Annotated in this window: 10 protein-coding genes; 6 read left to right on the plus strand and 4 right to left on the minus strand. The window is 53.7% G+C overall.

Annotated elements, in window-relative coordinates:
* Position 1 precedes the first annotated feature (1 nt).
* From mukF to HVZ37_RS08230, 6 genes are all read left to right on the plus strand, one after another.
* Positions 2 to 1,324 carry a chromosome partition protein MukF gene (gene mukF / locus HVZ37_RS08205; protein WP_042320184.1) on the plus strand — a complete coding sequence of 441 codons (1,323 nt, stop codon included), beginning with the start codon at positions 2 to 4 and terminating at the stop codon, positions 1,322 to 1,324.
* Complete coding sequence (gene mukE, locus HVZ37_RS08210; protein WP_043001183.1) at positions 1,305 to 2,009, plus strand: chromosome partition protein MukE; 705 nt, start codon at positions 1,305 to 1,307, stop codon at positions 2,007 to 2,009. Before mukF ends, mukE begins: the two co-directional genes overlap by 20 nt.
* Positions 2,009 to 6,469, plus strand: coding sequence for a chromosome partition protein MukB (gene mukB / locus HVZ37_RS08215; RefSeq protein ID WP_181628311.1), 4,461 nt, complete (start codon positions 2,009 to 2,011; stop codon positions 6,467 to 6,469). Before mukE ends, mukB begins: the two co-directional genes overlap by 1 nt.
* Before the next feature lie 172 nt (positions 6,470 to 6,641).
* Positions 6,642 to 8,492: a L,D-transpeptidase gene (gene ldtD, locus HVZ37_RS08220; RefSeq protein ID WP_181628312.1), complete on the plus strand. Its 1,851-nt coding sequence runs from the start codon at positions 6,642 to 6,644 to the stop codon at positions 8,490 to 8,492.
* A 176-nt stretch (positions 8,493 to 8,668) separates the two neighbouring features.
* On the plus strand, positions 8,669 to 9,217 hold the full coding sequence (locus HVZ37_RS08225) for a YcbK family protein (RefSeq protein WP_043001180.1): 549 nt from the start codon (positions 8,669 to 8,671) through the stop codon (positions 9,215 to 9,217).
* 19 nt (positions 9,218 to 9,236) lie between these two features.
* Entirely contained in the window at positions 9,237 to 9,884 is a 648-nt protein-coding gene (locus HVZ37_RS08230; RefSeq protein WP_044256324.1) for an MBL fold metallo-hydrolase, read from the plus strand.
* 49 nt (positions 9,885 to 9,933) lie between these two features.
* Here HVZ37_RS08230 and aspC read toward each other — a convergent pair whose 3' ends face one another.
* The 4 genes from aspC to pncB form a co-directional block, all read right to left on the minus strand.
* Entirely contained in the window at positions 9,934 to 11,124 is a 1,191-nt protein-coding gene (gene aspC / locus HVZ37_RS08235; protein ID WP_044327011.1) for an aspartate transaminase, read from the minus strand.
* Between the two features lie 183 nt (positions 11,125 to 11,307).
* Entirely contained in the window at positions 11,308 to 12,417 is a 1,110-nt protein-coding gene (ompF, locus tag HVZ37_RS08240; RefSeq protein ID WP_044256321.1) for a porin OmpF, read from the minus strand.
* 601 nt (positions 12,418 to 13,018) lie between these two features.
* The gene (asnS, locus tag HVZ37_RS08245; protein ID WP_181628313.1) at positions 13,019 to 14,428 is read right to left on the minus strand and encodes an asparagine--tRNA ligase; all 1,410 of its coding nucleotides are present in this window, start codon (positions 14,426 to 14,428) and stop codon (positions 13,019 to 13,021) included.
* 162 nt (positions 14,429 to 14,590) lie between these two features.
* Positions 14,591 to 15,793 (minus strand): nicotinate phosphoribosyltransferase, encoded by a 1,203-nt coding sequence (gene pncB, locus HVZ37_RS08250; RefSeq protein ID WP_043001175.1) that lies wholly within the window; start codon positions 15,791 to 15,793, stop codon positions 14,591 to 14,593.
* Between the last annotated feature and the right edge of the window lie 12 nt (positions 15,794 to 15,805).

A 15,805-nucleotide genomic window follows, 5' to 3' on the forward strand; every position in this document is an offset into this window, starting at 1 on the left:
TATGAGTGAATTTTCCCAGACAGTCCCCGAACTGGTTGCCTGGGCCAGAAAAAATGACTTCTCTATCTCGCTGCCGGTAGACCGACTCTCGTTTCTGCTGGCGGTGGCCACGCTGAATGGCGAGCGCCTGGACGGTGAGATGAGTGAAGGCGAACTGGTGGATGCGTTCCGCCATGTAAGTGATGCGTTTGAGCAAACCAGCGAAACCATTGGCGTGCGCGCGAACAATGCGATCAACGATATGGTGCGTCAACGTCTGCTGAACCGCTTTACCAGTGAGCAGGCAGAAGGGAACGCGATTTATCGTTTGACGCCGCTCGGCATTGGCATTACCGATTACTATATTCGCCAACGTGAATTTTCCACGCTGCGTCTGTCAATGCAGTTGTCGATCGTGGCGGGTGAGCTCAAGCGCGCGGCGGATGCCGCCGATGAGGGCGGCGATGAGTTCCACTGGCATCGCAACGTCTATGCGCCACTCAAGTATTCGGTCGCTGAGATTTTCGACAGTATCGATCTGACTCAGCGCATCATGGATGAACAGCAGCAGCAGGTGAAAGATGATATCGCGCAACTGCTGAATAAAGACTGGCGCGCGGCGATTTCGAGCTGTGAACTGCTACTGTCAGAAACCTCCGGCACTCTGCGCGAGTTGCAGGATACGCTGGAAGCGGCAGGCGATAAATTGCAGGCCAATTTGCTGCGTATCCAGGATGCGACGCTGGCTCATGACGATCTGCATTTTGTTGATCGCCTGGTGTTTGACCTGCAAAGCAAGCTCGATCGTATTATCAGCTGGGGTCAGCAGTCGATCGATCTGTGGATTGGCTATGACCGCCACGTTCACAAATTTATCCGTACCGCCATCGATATGGATAAAAACCGCGTCTTTGCCCAGCGCTTACGTCAGTCGGTACAGACCTATTTTGACGAGCCGTGGGCGCTGACCTATGCCAACGCCGATCGTCTGCTGGATATGCGTGACGAAGAGATGGCGCTGCGTGATGAAGAGGTCACCGGGGAACTTCCGCCGGATTTAGAGTACGAAGAGTTTAACGAGATCCGCGAACAGCTGGCGGCGATTATCGAAGGCCAACTGGCTATCTATAAATCGAAAGAGACGCCGTTAGATCTCGGTCTGGTAGTGCGCGAGTATCTTGCGCAATACCCGCGTGCGCGTCACTTTGACGTTGCGCGCATTGTTATCGATCAGGCGGTACGTCTTGGCGTAGCGCAAGCAGACTTCACCGGACTGCCAGCCAAATGGCAGCCGATTAATGATTACGGAGCCAAGGTACAGGCGCATGTCATTGACAAATATTGAACAAGTGATGCCGGTTAAGCTGGCGCAGGCGCTGGCGAATCCGTTATTTCCGGCGCTGGATAGCGCATTACGTTCAGGCCGCCACATTGGTCTGGATGAACTGGATAATCATGCCTTTTTGATGGACTTTCAGGACTATCTGGAAGAGTTTTACAGCCGCTATAACGTGGAGCTGATCCGCGCGCCGGAAGGTTTCTTCTACCTGCGTCCGCGTTCAACGACCATTATCCCGCGTTCCGTGTTGTCTGAACTGGACATGATGGTCGGTAAAATTCTCTGCTACCTCTACCTCAGTCCGGAGCGGCTGGCGAACGAGGGGATTTTCACTCAGCAGGAGTTGTACGACGAGCTGCTGACGCTGGCTGACGAAGCCAAACTGTTGAAGCTGGTGAATAACCGCTCAACCGGCTCCGACGTTGACCGCCAGAAGTTACAGGAAAAAATGCGTTCGTCATTAAACCGCCTGCGCCGTTTAGGCATGGTGTGGTTTATGGGGCATGACAGCAGCAAATTCCGCATTACGGAATCGGTGTTCCGCTTTGGCGCGGATGTACGAACGGGTGACGACCCGCGCGAAGCGCAGCGTCGCCTGATCCGCGATGGCGAAGCGATGCCGGTCGAAAACCACCTGCAGCTCAATGATGAGACCGAAGAGAATCAGCCGGACAGTGGAGAAGAAGAATAATGATTGAACGCGGTAAATTTCGCTCACTAACGCTGATTAACTGGAACGGTTTCTTTGCCCGTACCTTTGACCTGGATGAACTGGTTACCACGCTTTCCGGGGGGAATGGCGCGGGGAAATCTACTACCATGGCGGCGTTCGTCACGGCGCTAATCCCGGATTTAACCCTGTTGCACTTCCGTAACACCACGGAAGCAGGCGCGACCAGCGGCTCACGCGACAAAGGTCTGCACGGTAAGCTGAAAGCGGGTGTCTGTTATTCGATGCTCGATACGATCAACTCGCGCCATCAGCGCGTGGTGGTGGGTGTGCGCTTGCAGCAGGTTGCCGGACGCGACCGTAAAGTCGATATCAAACCGTTTGCCATTCAGGGACTGCCGATGTCTGTGCAGCCTACGCAACTGGTGACGGAGACGCTGAACGAACGTCAGGCGCGCGTCCTGCCGTTAACGGAGCTGAAAGAAAAGCTCGACGCGATGGAAGGCGTGCAGTTTAAGCAGTTCAACTCGATCACCGATTACCATTCGCTGATGTTCGATCTGGGCCTCATCGCCCGTCGTCTGCGCTCTGCGTCTGACCGTAGTAAATTCTATCGCCTGATTGAAGCCTCGCTGTACGGTGGGATTTCCAGCGCGATCACCCGGTCTCTGCGCGACTACCTGTTACCGGAAAACAGCGGGGTGCGTAAGGCGTTCCAGGATATGGAAGCTGCGCTGCGGGAAAACCGCCTGACGCTGGAAGCCATTCGCGTTACCCAGTCCGATCGCGATCTGTTTAAACACCTGATTAGCGAAGCCACCAACTATGTGGCGGCGGACTATATGCGTCACGCCAATGAGCGCCGGATCCACCTCGATAAAGCGCTGGAATTCCGTCGCGAATTGTACACGTCGCGCAAACAACTGGCGGCCGAGCAGTATAAACACGTCGACATGGCGCGTGAGTTGGGCGAGCACAACGGTGCGGAAGGCGATCTCGAAGCCGATTATCAGGCGGCAAGCGATCACCTGAACCTGGTGCAAACCGCGCTACGCCAGCAGGAAAAAATTGAACGTTATGAAGCGGATCTCGACGAGTTGCAGATCCGTCTCGAAGAACAAAATGAAGTGGTCGCAGAAGCCGCCGATCGTCAGGAAGAGAACGAAGCGCGCGCCGAAGCTGCCGAGCTGGAAGTGGATGAGCTGAAAAGCCAACTGGCGGATTACCAGCAGGCGCTGGACGTTCAACAGACCCGCGCCATCCAGTACAACCAGGCGATCTCGGCGCTGGAACGCGCCAGAGCGGTGTGCCATCTGCCGGATCTGACGGCCGATAGCGCCGCCGAGTGGCTGGAAACCTTCCAGGCGAAAGAGCAGGAAGCCACCGAAAAAATGCTCTCGCTGGAACAGAAAATGAGCGTGGCGCAAACCGCGCACAGTCAGTTCGAGCAGGCGTATCAGCTGGTGGTGGCGATCAATGGCCCGCTGGCGCGTAATGAAGCCTGGGACGTGGCGCGCGAACTGCTGCGCGAAGGCGTTGACCAGCGTCACCTGGCGGAACAGGCGCAGTCGCTGCGTATGCGACTGAGCGAACTGGAACAGCGTCTGCGCGAGCAGCAGGAAGCCGAACGTCTGTTGGCGGAATTCTGCAAACGTCAGGGGAAAAATTTCGACATTGACGAACTGGAAGCCCTGCATCAGGAGCTGGAAGCGCGTATCGCCTCGCTGTCTGACAACGTTTCCAGCGCGCATGAACAGCGTATGGCGCTGCGTCAGGAGCAGGAACAGCTACAGTCGCGCATTCAGCATCTCATGCAGCGTGCCCCCGTCTGGCTGGCGGCGCAGAACAGCCTGAGTCAGTTGAGTGAACAGTGCGGTGAAGAGTTTACGTCCAGCCAGGAAGTGACCGAATATCTGCAGCAATTGCTCGAACGAGAGCGTGAAGCGATTGTGGAACGCGACGAAGTCGGCGCGCGCAAGAATGCCGTCGATGAAGAGATCGAACGCTTAAGCCAGCCTGGTGGCTCGGAAGATCAGCGTCTGAACGCGCTGGCGGAACGCTTTGGCGGCGTGCTGCTGTCAGAAATCTATGACGACGTCAGTCTTGAAGATGCGCCGTACTTCTCCGCGTTGTATGGTCCGTCGCGTCACGCCATTGTGGTGCCGGATCTGTCGCTGATAGCTGAACAACTGGAAGGGTTGACGGATTGCCCGGAAGATTTGTATCTGATCGAAGGGGATCCGCAGTCATTTGATGACAGCGTCTTCAGCGTCGACGAACTGGAAAAAGCGGTGGTGGTGAAGATTGCCGATCGCCAGTGGCGCTACTCGCGCTTCCCGTCCGTACCGCTGTTTGGCCGTGCGGCGCGAGAAAACCGTATCGAAACGCTGCATGCCGAGCGTGAAGGATTATCCGAGCGTTTTGCCACGCTCTCTTTTGACGTTCAGAAAACGCAGCGTCTGCATCAGGCGTTCAGCCGCTTCATTGGCAGCCATCTTTCGGTGGCTTTTGAATCCGATCCGGAAGCCGAAATTCGCCAGCTCAACAGCCGTCGCGTTGAGCTGGAACGTGCGTTGACCGCCCACGAAAACGAAAACCAGCAGCAGCGTCTGCAGTACGAACAGGCGAAAGAGGGCGTTGCCGCGCTTAACCGCCTGCTGCCGCGTCTGAATTTGCTGGCTGACGACAGTCTGGCGGATCGCGTCGAAGAGATCCGCGAGCGTCTGGATGAAGCGCAAGAAGCCGCGCGCTTTGTACAGCAGCACGGCAACCAACTGGCGAAACTGGAACCGATGGTGTCGGTGTTGCAGAGCGACCCGGAACAGTTTGAACAACTGAAAGAAGATTACGCGTACTCCCAGCAGACGCAGCGCGATGCGCGTCAGCAGGCGTTTGCGCTGACCGAAGTGGTCCAGCGTCGTGCACACTTCGGCTATTCCGACTCAGCGGAAATGCTCAGCGGCAACAGCGATCTTAACGAAAAACTGCGTGAGCGCCTGGAACATGCGGAAGCTGAACGTACCCGCGCCCGTGAAGCCCTGCGTGGTCATGCGGCGCAACTGAATCAGTACAATCAGGTTCTGGCTTCGCTGAAAAGCTCTTACGATACCAAGAAAGAGCTGCTTAACGATTTGCAGCGTGAATTGCAGGATATTGGCGTGCGTGCCGACAGCGGAGCGGAAGAGCGTGCGCGCATTCGTCGCGATGAACTGCATTCGCAGCTCAGCAACAACCGTGCGCGGCGTAACCAGCTCGAAAAAGCGCTTACCTTCTGTGAAGCGGAGATGGATAACCTGACCCGCAAACTGCGCAAACTGGAACGCGATTACCACGAAATGCGTGAGCAGGTGGTAACCGCGAAAGCAGGCTGGTGCGCCGTGATGCGACTGGTGAAAGACAGCGGCGTCGAGCGTCGTTTGCATCGTCGCGAGCTGGCCTATCTTTCCGGTGATGATCTGCGCTCCATGTCGGATAAGGCGCTGGGTGCGCTGCGTCTGGCGGTCGCTGATAACGAACATCTGCGTGATGTCCTGCGTCTGTCGGAAGATCCGAAACGTCCGGAACGTAAGATCCAGTTCTTTGTCGCAGTGTATCAGCATCTGCGCGAGCGTATCCGTCAGGATATCATTCGTACCGACGATCCAGTGGAAGCCATCGAACAGATGGAAATCGAGCTGGGCCGCCTGACCGAAGAGCTGACCTCCCGTGAACAGAAACTGGCGATCAGCTCACGTAGCGTGGCGAACATTATTCGCAAGACCATCCAGCGCGAGCAGAACCGTATTCGTCAGCTCAACCAGGGGTTGCAGAGCGTGTCGTTCGGTCAGGTTCACAGCGTGCGTCTGAACGTGAATGTGCGTGAAACCCATGCCACGCTGCTGGAAGTGCTGTCTGAACAGCATGAGCAGCATCAGGATCTGTTCAACAGCAACCGCCTGACCTTCTCAGAAGCGCTGGCGAAACTTTATCAACGCCTGAACCCGCAAATCGACATGGGACAGCGTACGCCGCAAACCATTGGCGAGGAGTTACTGGATTACCGTAACTATCTCGAAATGGAAGTGGAAGTTAACCGTGGTTCTGACGGCTGGCTGCGTGCGGAGTCCGGTGCGCTGTCGACCGGTGAAGCGATCGGGACCGGGATGTCGATCCTGGTGATGGTGGTTCAAAGCTGGGAAGATGAAGCGCGCCGTCTGCGCGGGAAAGATATCTCCCCGTGCCGTCTGCTGTTCCTCGATGAAGCCGCCCGTCTGGATGCGCGCTCCATCGCGACGTTGTTTGAGCTGTGTGAGCGTCTGCAGATGCAGCTCATCATCGCGGCGCCGGAAAACATCAGTCCGGAGAAGGGCACCACCTATAAGCTGGTGCGTAAAGTCTTCCAGAATACGGAACACGTTCATGTGGTCGGGCTGCGAGGATTTGCGCCGCAGTTACCGGATCCTCTCCCCGGCGAGGCTGATGCCCCGTCAGAGGCCAGCTAAAACCTTAAAGACGGCTGAAAAGCCGTCTTTTTCATTTCTTAAACTATGGATTTCAGGTGCATTTTCTTTAAACTTCTTTACATTAGGTTAGGCAATCGCATATCAGCCTTTCTATAATGAAGGAAAGCTCCGGTAGATGTGAGCATGTCGTAATGTAACCAGAGGGCAAGGGATGTTGCTTAATAAAATTGGTGGTCGTCGGTTCTCGGCAATAAGTTTATGCCTGGCCGTAGTATTCGCTCCACTGTCCAGTGTTCAGGCTGATGAGCCTGAAGTGATACCTGGCGACAGCCCTGTCGTTGTCAGTGAACAGAGTCTCGCTCAGCCGCAGGCGCAATCTGGCGCAACGGCGCTGATGGCGGGTCTGCAGCCACTCCCTGAGGGGGCGGCGGAAAAGGCGCGAGCTGAGCTTCAGTCGCAACTTCCTTCAGGCTATACGCCTGTCTATATGAATCAACTTGAACTGCTTTATGCGGCGCGCGATATGAAACCCATGTGGGAAAATCGCGAAGCCGTCAAAGCGTTCCAGCAACAGCTGGCAGAGGTCGCTATTGCAGGCTTCCAGCCTCAGTTCACCACCTGGGTGGCGTTACTGACCGATCCTGCCGTTAACGGCATCGCGCGCGATCTGGTGTTGTCTGATGCGATGATGGGGTATCTCCATCTGATCGCCAATATTCCGGTCAAAGGCAACCGCTGGCTGTACAGCAGTAAACCGTATGCACTGGCGACGCCACCGCTGTCGGTCATCAATCAGTGGCAGGTTGCGCTGGATAACGGACAACTTCCGACGTTTATTGCCGGGCTGGCACCTCAACACCCGCAGTATGCGTCAATGCACGCGTCGCTATTAGCGCTGGTGGGCGATTCACGTCCATGGCCGCAGCTGACCGGCAAAGCAACGCTACGACCGGGTCAGTGGAGCAACGACGTGCCTGCGCTGCGGGAAATACTGCAACGTACCGGGATGCTGGAAGGCGGACCGAAAATTGCGCTGCCGGGAGATGAGATCCCGTCAGAAGCGGTGGTCAGCCCGTCAGCCGTTGCCGTTGAAACCCCGAGCGCTGACACGGCAAAACAGACTGCGCCGCGCAGTAAGCCAGCACCGGCTGTCCGTGCTGCGTATGATAAAGAGCTGGTTGAAGCGGTAAAACGCTTCCAGACGTGGCAAGGGTTGGGCGCAGATGGCGCTATTGGCCCGGCTACCCGCGACTGGCTGAACGTGACCCCCGCGCAGCGTGCAGGGGTACTGGCGCTCAATATCCAGCGTCTGCGTTTGCTTCCATCTGAACTGTCGACGGGTATTATGGTGAATATTCCGGCGTATTCGCTGGTTTATTATCAGAATGGTAATCAGGTGCTGGCGTCCAGGGTGATTGTCGGTCGTCCCGATCGTAAAACGCCGATGATGAGCAGCGCGCTGAATAACGTGGTGGTCAATCCGCCATGGAACGTCCCGCCGACGCTGGCGCGTAAGGATATTCTGCCCAAGCTGTGGAACGATCCTGGCTACCTTGAACGTCACGGCTATACCGTGATGCGGGGCTGGAACAGCAGAGAAGCGATTGATCCGTGGCAGGTTGACTGGTCAACCATCACGCCGTCAAATTTACCGTTCCGTTTCCAGCAGGCGCCGGGAGCGCGTAACTCGTTGGGCCGCTACAAGTTCAATATGCCAAGTTCCGATGCAATTTATCTGCACGACACGCCTAACCATAATTTGTTCCAGAAGGATTCCCGGGCGCTTAGTTCCGGTTGCGTGCGTGTGAACAAGGCTTCTGAACTGGCAAACATGCTGTTACAGGATGCGGGCTGGAACGATACGCGAATTTCCGATGCGCTGAAGCAGGGCGACACGCGCTACGTCAATATTCGTCAGACTATCCCGGTCAATCTGTATTACCTGACGGCGTTTGTTGGCGCGGACGGGCGTACCCAGTATCGTACAGATATTTACAATTATGATCTGACAGCGCGATCCAGCGCACAAATTGTGGCAAAAGCAGAACAATTAATCAGGTAAATGAAGAAGTTCTGGTTAATCTGTTGTCGTAATAATTGGCAGTGACAGGGGCATCGGCCCAGAAGCCCCGTCATTGCTGGGGTTGGGCCAACTTGACGGCGGCTTTGATGCCAGTTAAGGTGCCTATCGTGCGCTAAAGCATATAGACGATAACATTGACCTGTAGACCTTAAACCATGGACAAATTTGACGCTAATCGCCGCAAACTGCTGGCGTTAGGTGGCGCTGCCCTCGGAGCTGCCATCTTGCCTGTGCCTGCGTTTGCCACACTCTCTACCCCGCGTCCGCGTATTTTGACTCTGAGCAACCTCAACACCGGAGAGTCAATTAAAGCGGAATTTTTTGATGGCAGAGCTTATATTCAGGATGAATTAGCCAAACTTAACCATTTTTTCCGTGACTATCGCGCGAATAAGGTGAAGTCCATCGATCCCAGACTCTTCGATCAGCTTTTCCGCCTGCAAGGGCTGTTGGGAACACGTAAGCCCGTTCAACTGATTTCCGGTTATCGTTCACTGGATACCAACAATGAATTGCGTGCGCACAGCCGTGGGGTTGCGAAACAAAGCTATCACACCAAAGGCCAGGCCATGGATTTTCATATTGAAGGCATTTCGTTAAGTAATATTCGCAAAGCCGCGTTATCTATGCGCGCAGGTGGTGTAGGATACTACCCACGCAGTAACTTTGTGCATATTGACACCGGGCCGGCGCGGCACTGGTGATTAACGAAACAGGAGCAGTATGAACTATCGTATTATTCCGGTCACCGCGTTCTCCCAGAACTGTTCTTTGATCTGGTGTGAGCAAACGCGTCTGGCAGCGCTTGTCGATCCCGGCGGCGATGCTGAAAAAATCAAACAGGAAGTGGATGCCAGCGGCATCACGTTGACGCAGATCCTGCTCACTCACGGACACCTCGATCATGTGGGTGCCGCGGCGGAACTGGCGCAACACTACGGAGTACCGGTTATCGGTCCGGAAAAAGAAGATGAGTTCTGGCTGCAGGGTTTGCCTGCACAGAGTCGCATGTTTGGCCTCGGCGAATGTCAGCCACTGACGCCCGACCGTTGGCTTAACGAAGGAGATCGTGTCAGCGTAGGGAATGTGACTTTACAGGTGCTGCATTGCCCGGGCCATACGCCTGGACACGTTGTTTTCTTTGATGAGCAGTCGCAACTTCTTATCTCAGGCGACGTGATTTTTAAAGGTGGAGTCGGGCGCAGTGATTTCCCGCGCGGCGATCACAGCCAGTTGATTGACTCGATCAAACGTAAGCTGTTGCCGTTAGGCGATGACGTGACGTTTATTCCGGGTCATGGCCCGCTGTCGACGCTGGGCTATGAACGGTTGCACAATCCGTTCCTGCAGGATGAAATGCCTGTCTGGTAATTCCTGTTAAAAAGCCCGCTTATCGCGGGCTTTGCTTTTATCGCACGTCTTACAGCACGGCAACAATGGCTTCGCACAGCGGCGCCATGTTATCCGGCGTCATTCCGGCAACGTTGACGCGACCAGAAGCCACCGCATAAACGCCAAACTCTTCACGCAGACGCAGAACCTGCTCTTTGGTCAGGCCGCTGAATGAGAACATGCCGTTTTGTTTGATGATGAAGCTGAAATCGCGTTCAGCCCCTTTCTCTTGCAGGGTGTTCACAAACAGCAGACGCATACGCTGAATGCGCTGGCGCATGTCGGTCAGTTCCTGTTCCCAGATTGCGCGCAGCGCATCGTTGCTGAGAATTGTGGCAACTACTGATGCGCCGTGGGCTGGCGGGTTAGAGTAGTTCGCACGAATGGCGGATTTCATCTGGCTGAAGGCGCGGTCAACGGTTTCCGCATCTGCCGCAACCAACGTACAGGCACCCACACGTTCGTTGTACAGGCCAAAGTTCTTGGAGTAGGAGCTCGCGACAATCAGCTCTTTGTGCAGCGCGGCGAACGCGCGCAGTCCTTCCGCGTCTTCTTCCAGACCACGGGCGAAGCCCTGATACGCGAAGTCAAACAGCGGCAACCAGCCTTTCTCGACGGAAAGCTGTGCCAGGGTTTGCCACTGCTCAAGCGTAGGATCGATACCGGTTGGGTTATGGCAGCAACCGTGGAATAGCACCACATCGCCCGCCTGTGCTTCGCTCAGGCTGTTTCGCAGCGCATCGAAGTCGAGTGAATGGTTTTCTGCGTCGTAATAAGCGTACTCGCGTACTTCCAGCCCGGCGGAGTTAAACACGCTCTTATGGTTCGGCCAGCTTGGGTTGCTCACCCAGACGCGTTTTACTGCCGTATTTTTTGCCAGGAAGTCGGCAGCAACGCGTAGCGCGCCGGTGCCGCCCGGCGTTTGCGCCGTGCGTGCGCGTTTGTCATTGATAAGATGACTACCTTTGCCGAACAGCAGCTCCTGCGTGCAACGGCCAAATTCCGGAATACCGTCAATGCCGAGGTAGTTTTTTGTTGTTTCATTTTCGAGTAAGTATTGCTCGGCTTTTTTAACGCTGGTCAGCACTGGCGTTTTGCCAGTTTCATCTTTATAGACACCGATCCCAAGGTTAATTTTCGAAGGACGGTCATCAGCACGAAACAGATCGGCCAGACCCAGAATGGGGTCGGCAGGGGCGGCAGTAATGTTCTCAAACATGACGAGGTTCCATTGTGGTTACAGAAGGGAAATCCGTTATCAGGTTAACGGTAGATTTACAAAATGCCAACCGTTAGTGATGAAAAGCCTGAAGGTTTTTTGAAGTCGCAAGATTTTGCTGACAGGCATAAAAAAACAGGACCGAAGTCCTGTTTTTTAGGCATTTAGCAAAGGGGTCTGCTATTAGAACTGGTATACGATACCCAGAGCAACGGTGTCGTCAGAGTTCACGCCCAGTTTGTTGTCAGAATCAATCTGGTTGATCTGGTAGTCAACATAGGTGGACATGTTTTTGTTGAAGTAGTAGGTGGCACCCACTTCAATGTAGTTCACCAGATCTTCGCTACCTACACCTTCTACGTCTTTCGCTTTAGATTTGTTGTAGGAGATGGACGGACGCAGGCCGAAATCGAACTGGTACTGAGCGACCACGAAGAAGTCCTGAGTTTTGTTGGCGAAACCACCGCTGATCGGAGTAGCGTTACGGGTTTCACCGTAGTTGGTCGCCAGGTAGATGTTGTTCGCGTCATATTTCAGACCGGTCGCCCACTGCTCAGCTTTTTCGCCACTGCCACGCAGTGCCGGATCTTGCTGTGCATTAGTACGGTCAGCTGCACCGTAAGCACCTACAACAGCGAAGCCTTCGAACTCATAGCTGATGGAGCCGCCAACGCCGTCACCATTAGAACGACGAACATCGCTGAAGTTGGTGCTGGTCGGATCGGTAGCGTCAACTTCGTAGCTGCTTGCGCGCTCGTTTTTGCCCAGGTACTGAACACCGAAGTTCAGGCCATCAACCAGACCGAAGAAGTTAGCGTTACGATAAGTTGCTACGCCACCAACACGGCCAACGAAGAAGTTATCGCTGTATGCAGTATCACCGCCGAATTCTGGCAGCATATCGGTGTAACCCAGTGCATCGTAAACGATACCGTAGTTACGACCATAGTCGAAGGAGCCCGCGTCACCGAATTTCAGACCGGCGAACGCCAGACGGGTTTTGTTGTTGTTCTGTGCGTCAGAACCGCCTTCAGAGTTGTTACCGGCGAAGTTATATTCCCACTGGCCGTAACCGGTCAGTTGGTCATTGATCTGAGTTTCCCCTTTGAAACCAAGACGAGCATAAGTCTGGTCGCCGTCGTTGCCTTTGTTATCAGAAAAATAGTGCAGACCTACCGCTTTACCGTACAGGTCCAGTTTGTTGCCGTCTTTGTTGTAGATTTCTGCAGCGTTAGCTGCACCGGCTACCAGCAGGGCAGGGATAACCACTGCCAGAATATTGCGCTTCATCATTATTTATTACCCTCATGGTTTTTTTATGACACCTGCCACTGCCGTCAATAAATTACGTCAATAAAAATTTACGGAACTATTGATGAGAGTTTGGTGTCTTTATGTGTCTGACAGGCATCTTTCCATTCAAACTAACGTTTCGCTACCGTGAAAGTGCTACAAAGATAAAGAATTGGTTTCAGAAAGAAAAAATGTGTAACTAATTATTTCATTTTTGGAACTTTGTGAACGATATCAAATTTCGAAACGATTTCAGCGCCAGAACACACCACTTATATCTATTTATATGATTTTCTTATCTTTAATTTGAATAAAAGAAAAACAACGTACAGAAAATAGACATTTCCAGTTTTGCTTATGGCATTATCTGGACGTCTGGAATGCTGTTGGGTTGTTTAAAAAATGTGCTAATGGGTGAGTAAATACTAATCCGCAAGAAAGCTACGGTTTATTTTTTGTGCAGAAATATTACAACGTAATACCCAGTAACAGGAGTGGGGGATTTCGGGGTTGATCTTAGAATTGCTTACTTATTACTCACAAAAACTGACATTTCAGGCGATAAAAAAGGCCAGCAACGCTGGCCTTTTTGTGAACGATCTTAGAACGTCGCATTACGCGGTGTACGCGGGAAGGCAATCACGTCACGAACGTTCTGTACGCCGGTGACGTAGGCGATCAGGCGCTCAAAGCCGAGACCGAAGCCGGAGTGCGGCACGGTACCGTAGCGGCGCAGATCGCGATACCACCAGTAGTCTTCTTTATTGAGACCCATTTCCAGCATGCGCGCATCCAGCACATCCAGACGCTCTTCACGCTGAGAACCACCAATGATTTCACCGATACCCGGTGCCAGAACGTCCATCGCGGCAACGGTTTTTCCATCTTCGTTCAGGCGCATATAGAACGCTTTAATATCTTTCGGATAGTTTTTCACTACCACTGGTGCCTTAAAGTGTTCTTCTGCCAGATAACGTTCGTGCTCGGAGGAGAGATCGACACCCCAGTAAACCGGGTTCTCAAACTTTCTGCCTTTCTTAATGCACTCTTCCAGAATAACGATTGCATCGGTGTAATCTACCTGGGCGAAATCCGCTTCAATGAAACGTTCCAGACGGCTAATCGCCTCTTTATCTACGCGCTCGGCAAAGAACTTCATGTCGTCAGCACGCTCGGTCAGTACGGCTTTGAAGGCATATTTCAGCATGCCTTCCGCCAGGCCGGCGATATCGCTCAGGTTGGCAAACGCCACTTCCGGTTCCAGCATCCAGAACTCCGCCAGGTGACGGCTGGTGTTGGAATTTTCCGCACGGAAAGTCGGGCCGAAGGTATAGATTTTCGACAGCGCACAGGCGTAAGTTTCACCGTTCAACTGGCCGGATACGGTCAGGAAGGACTCTTTACCAAAGAAGTCTTTGTCGAAATCCACTTTGCCCTGATCGTCACGCGGCAGGTTTTCCAGATCCAGCGTCGACACGCGGAACATCTCACCAGCACCTTCGGTATCGGATGCGGTGATCAGCGGAGTGGAAACCCATAAGAAGCCCTGCTCATCAAAGAAACGGTGCAGCGCCTGGGCCAGTGTGTGGCGAACACGTGCAACGGCACCAATCATGTTGGTACGCGGACGCAGGTGCGCAACTTCACGCAGGTACTCGATGCTGTGACGTTTCGCCGCCATCGGGTAGGTGTCTGGATCTTCAACCCAACCGCTAACTTCAACCTCAGAGGCCTGGATCTCAAAACTCTGTCCTTGTCCCGGAGAGGCCACAACCTTGCCGGTGACGATAACGGAGCAGCCGGTGGTCAGACGCAGCACTTCTTCATTGTAATTGGGCAGAGAATTATTAATGACGGCCTGTACAGGATCAAAGCAGGAACCGTCATAAACGGCGAGGAAGGAGATGCCAGCTTTTGAATCTCGGCGGGTACGTACCCATCCGCGCACGGTGACTTCGCTGTCAACGGCTACGCGGCCCTGGAGTACGTCGGCTACAGGCACAACGCTCATAATATTCTCTCTGTTAATAGTCCGATATATAAACACATGTTCCCCGGAATGGGGATTTCCTATGTTACCTGGCATCTGCAATCAGACAAGTAGAATTAACAGGAAAAGAAAAGAATTCAGAAATAAATGCTAAAAGGGAGCCGAAGCGGCTCCCTGGCAGGATTAACTGGCTTTTTTGATATGCGGTAAATCAAACGCTTTGCGCAATGCGCGAACAAAAGCTTTGTCGTGGCAAATGGTTTTGCCCGGACTGTCAGACAGTTTGGCAACCGGTTTACCGTTGCACTCCACCAGTTTGATCACGATGTTAAGCGGCTTAACCTGCGGAATATCGCACGTCAGACGCGTGCCAATACCAAAACTCAACTGCACGCGGGATGAGAAATGCCGGTAAAGATCGACGGCTTTATTCAGATCCAGATTGTCGGAAAAGACCAGCGTTTTGCTGTGCGGGTCGATACCTAACTTTTCATAGTGAGCGATAGCTTTTTCACCCCATTCAACCGGATCGCCAGAGTCATGGCGCAGTCCCTGGTAACGGGTGGCAAATTCGCTGCCAAAATCGCGTAAGAACGCATCCATTGTGATGCAGTCGGTCAGCGCAATACCTAGCTGATCCGGATATTCATTCAGCCATGCGGCGAGAGCGGCGCGTTGACTGGTTGCCAGTTCAGGGCTTATCTGTTGATGCGCCTGGAACCACTCGTGCGCCTGTGTGCCCATCGGGGTTAGCGACAAACGACGCGCCAGATCGTAGTTACTGGTGCCAACAAACCACGACTCCTGCTGCAAACGCTTAACGATAGCCTGTTGCACTTCACGGGAAAAACGGCGACGAGTGCCGAAATCCATCAGGTGGAAGCGGGACATATCGAGACTTGACGTTAAAGCAGAGAAATCGACTAGTTTCGTCTCCAGCGTATCGAGGGCCTGCGCGACACCCACTTCTGGTGAGCGATACCGATGGACCAGCTCACTGATCACCGCCAGCAGTGGGACTTCCCACATGATGACTTCACGCCATGGGCCAGTTAAGCGGATATTCAGCTTCCCGTTGTCGTTGCTGATGGATACCTGTTGCGGGTTATAGCGAAAATCGCGCAGCCAATTGAGGTAATCCGCTTTGAAGAAGGGCAGGCCGGAGAGCCACTGGTACTCTTCATCCTGCAGGCGCAGATGCTGCATAGCATTAACCTGCTCGCGAATGGTGTCGGCATAAATACCCAGCAGGTCGTCGCCTCGGCAACGAAATTCAGCCGCTACCTGCACATCATAGTAGTGGTGAAATACGGCTTGCTGCATATGCAACTTATAAGCATCTGTATCCAGCAACGAGTGCAGAACAGGAGAAGCGAATTGTGTCATAGGTGCGCAGTA

Origin of the sequence: Citrobacter sp. RHB35-C17 (assembly GCF_013816795.1) — a bacterium.
GTDB lineage: Bacteria > Pseudomonadota > Gammaproteobacteria > Enterobacterales > Enterobacteriaceae > Citrobacter_A > Citrobacter_A amalonaticus.

Bases quoted from the DNA above. Each gene is read 5' to 3' on its own strand.
- pncB (WP_043001175.1), bottom strand. From the start codon at position 15,793: ATGACACAATTCGCTTCTCCTGTTCTGCACTCGTTGCTGGATACAGAT.
- HVZ37_RS08230 (WP_044256324.1), top strand. From the start codon at position 9,237: ATGAACTATCGTATTATTCCGGTCACCGCGTTCTCCCAGAACTGTTCT.
- mukF (WP_042320184.1), top strand. From the start codon at position 2: ATGAGTGAATTTTCCCAGACAGTCCCCGAACTGGTTGCCTGGGCCAGA.
- mukB (WP_181628311.1), top strand. From the start codon at position 2,009: ATGATTGAACGCGGTAAATTTCGCTCACTAACGCTGATTAACTGGAAC.
- mukE (WP_043001183.1), top strand. From the start codon at position 1,305: ATGTCATTGACAAATATTGAACAAGTGATGCCGGTTAAGCTGGCGCAG.
- ldtD (WP_181628312.1), top strand. From the start codon at position 6,642: ATGTTGCTTAATAAAATTGGTGGTCGTCGGTTCTCGGCAATAAGTTTA.
- ompF (WP_044256321.1), bottom strand. From the start codon at position 12,417: ATGATGAAGCGCAATATTCTGGCAGTGGTTATCCCTGCCCTGCTGGTA.
- HVZ37_RS08225 (WP_043001180.1), top strand. From the start codon at position 8,669: ATGGACAAATTTGACGCTAATCGCCGCAAACTGCTGGCGTTAGGTGGC.
- aspC (WP_044327011.1), bottom strand. From the start codon at position 11,124: ATGTTTGAGAACATTACTGCCGCCCCTGCCGACCCCATTCTGGGTCTG.
- asnS (WP_181628313.1), bottom strand. From the start codon at position 14,428: ATGAGCGTTGTGCCTGTAGCCGACGTACTCCAGGGCCGCGTAGCCGTT.